Annotated in this window: 1 protein-coding gene; it reads right to left on the bottom strand. The window is 39.7% G+C overall.

Translation table 11 applies throughout. The features are described from left to right. Window positions 1-221 precede the first annotated feature (221 nt). Entirely contained in the window at window positions 222-2831 is a 2610-nt protein-coding gene (gene pepN / locus HHA41_RS12800) for an aminopeptidase N (RefSeq protein WP_168461943.1), read from the bottom strand. Between the last annotated feature and the right edge of the window lie 486 nt (window positions 2832-3317).

The raw sequence follows: 3317 nt of genomic DNA, 5'->3' as shown, positions 1-3317 counted from the left end.
CCCACTTGTTTTTAGGTGGGAACTAAATTAAGGCTTATAGGATCGCTTGGTAAGGCTGTGTTAGCCGGATGCTTACACTAAACAGTGATTCTTACTCATTGTTTGAATATTCAAAACAAGAAAAGCCTACACTTGCAGGCTTTTCTTATACAACTTAAATAAATTGTGCTTTTATAGACTGATGTTTCTTACCAGTCCAAGCCACTCAAATACAATATCAATTAAACATCCAACATCGAATTTAAGGTCTCAACCACATTCTTGGATTTTACCACAGACTGTAACCCAACCAATGCAGCTTGTACTTGGCTACGTTGTGGCTCTGCCAAGGTGTACCAACGCGATAACACTTGCAATAACCTTGCACCGACAATTGGGTTTTTCTCATCTAAATACTTGGCCAAGTCGATAAAATGCTGAACACCAAAACTCCAAGTATTCACAGGATTACTGTTTAATCCACCGCTCACTGAGCGAATACGGTTAGGTGTACCCAAATCATAATCTGGATGTGCAGTTAACGCCTGAATGGTTGCAGCTGTCGCTTTTGGATGGGATGCCTGTACCATAAACCATTGATCCAATGCTAAAGCTTCATCTTTAAAACGAGTATAAAAATCTTCTAAAGCAGCTTTGGCTTGCGGTGCATCATTCCATACCAGCACACGCAAAGCACCTAATCGTTCAGACATATTGCGTGTATGTTTATACTGCTGTTCAGCCAATGCAAAGGCTTCAACATCACCCTGACGTGCCATCAACGCCAACATAATATTTTTTAATGCACGCACACCCATCGCTTGAGAGAACTCTGGCTGCATATCAGGGTCTAACGCCAAATAGCTTTCTTTGCAGAATGTTCCCAATTCACGCGCTAAGGTATCTAACAGTGCATTACGTTGTTCCTGAATTTTTTCAGGCTGATAGTCCTGATCAATACGGCTGCCTAAGTAACCTTCTGATGGTACATCAAAAAGCCGTGAAGCTAACAACGGATCTTTTTCAATCAATGCAGGCATCGTATTTTTCATAGCTTGCAAATAAGTATCTGCCGCATAGCCATTTAACAAAATACGTTCCAACAGTGTCTGTGCCGCTTGCCACTGGTTAAAACCATTGGTTTCATATTGCATCAGGAATGCCAATTCTTCATTGGAATAATTAAATTCCAAATTCACAGGTGCTGAGAAGTTTCGTAGCAAAGAGACAATCGGTTTTGCTGTTACGCCGCTAAACTCAATATTTGCTTGCATCTGATCAAATAAATACACGCCATCTTGTACATCATTTTCAACCAAAGCATCTGAGTGCAAAGTATATCGCTCACCAGTTTCAGCATTAAATAAGGCTAACGCTACAGGAATAGGCAATGCTTTTAAGTTTGGATATTTAGCATTGCTTTTAAGGCTTTGTTTCAGGTTTAAACGATAGACTTGTTTGGTTGCATCATATTCGCCTTGAACTTCTAACTTTGGTGTGCCCGGCTGATTGTACCAAGTCAAGAAATTGGATAAATCCACACCTGAACCTGCACTTAGAGCATTTACCCAATCTTCAACCGTGACCGCCTGTCCATCGTGACGACGGAAATATTCATCACTACCTTTACGGAATTTTTCTTTGCCTAACAAAGTAGACATCATGCGATTAATTTCCGCGCCTTTTTCATACACGGTTGCCGTATAGAAGTTATTAATTTCCACAAAATGGTCTGGACGTGGTGGATGTGAAAGTGGGCCAGAATCTTCAGGGAATTGATGCGCTTTTAGTACTGCTACATCATCAATACGCTGTACTGCCGCAGACTGTAAATCTTCAGAGAAAGATTGATCACGGAAAACGGTTAAACCTTCTTTCAAACATAGTTGGAACCAGTCACGACAAGTAATACGGTTCCCTGTCCAGTTATGAAAATATTCATGTGCAATGACAGACTGCACACGCATAATTGCGGCATCTGTGGTGTATTCTTCATCTGCCAACACACATGAGGTATTGAAAATATTCAGACCTTTATTTTCCATTGCGCCCATATTAAAAGCACTAGTCGCCACGATCATATAATTGTCTAAATCATACGGTAGGCCATAATGCTCTTCATCCCAACGCATAGAATGTTTCAGCGCTTGCATTGCGATCTGGCATTTTGGAATGTCTTTTTCTTCTGCATAAATTTCCAATGCAACATTACGGCCTTCTGAGGTCACATAATGGTCTTTCAATACAGCTAAGTCACCAATCACGCAGGCAAACAAATAACTCGGTTTTTTGGTAGGATCTTGCCATACCGCATAATGGCGTCCCTCGCCCGCTTCACCTGTTTCGAGCAAGTTACCATTGGCCAGTAATACAGGAAATTTTTTGTCAGCTTCGACACGTGTAGTAAATACCGACAACACATCTGGACGGTCAGGGTAAAAGGTAATTTTACGAAAACCTTCTGGCTCATTTTGGGTCACAAATAAATCTGAGCTCGCCTGATACAAACCTTCAAGTTGCGTATTACTTTCAGGGTGAATAATAACCACTGTTTCCAAAGTGAGCTGATCCGGTGCATGACTAATGGTTAATTGCTCACTATCTAACTCATAGTCACTATCAGTAAGTAACTTTCCATTTATACGAATTGATTGTAATTCAAGATCACGACCAAGTAAGACTAAATCACCCGCTGTTTGGCGTTGCATCACTAATTTAGCACTCACTTGAGTGTGTGCATCATAGACCTGAATATCTAATTCAACTGAATCGACCAAGAATGAAGGCTTTTGATAATCTTTTAAATAAATGGTCTGGTTGGCTTCCACGACTGGATTTTCTGCAATATTCATTCTGTCCTCATTCTTTGTCGCAATGCGCTTGTTTTTGTGAAGTTTGTTCGATCATACGACAACTTTCAGCATCTGTCTGTGCATAATCGCTCTAAATCATATCTGCTTATATGGGCACACACGCTGAACTTTTCAATCTTGAATGGATTAATGCTGAGCAATCAATAAGGGATCATGCAGTCACTTAAACTGAATAGCTCAGAATGATACAAACGGCATATTTGTTTACAGTGGCTTAAGAGCTTATAGAAAGAAAAAAACATACATTTTTTGCATATCACTACATTTTGTGCACAGTTCTTGCTTTGATAAATATCAAACTTGGCAGCATACTTATTTCTTACTTTATGCTTGAGTTCAAGTTTGAACACAGATCAACATGACCTGTAAATCAAACAAACCACAATGCAGAGTAATTAACTATAACTAAAAATATAGACAAATATTTGCATAAGTGCTCATTTTGTCTATGTCGATTCAGTAGTG

Origin of the sequence: Acinetobacter sp. A1 (assembly GCF_012371315.1) — a bacterium.
GTDB lineage: Bacteria > Pseudomonadota > Gammaproteobacteria > Pseudomonadales > Moraxellaceae > Acinetobacter.
The sequence above is the reverse complement of the archived record's forward strand: the minus strand, read 5'-3'. Positions and strand labels throughout refer to the sequence as shown.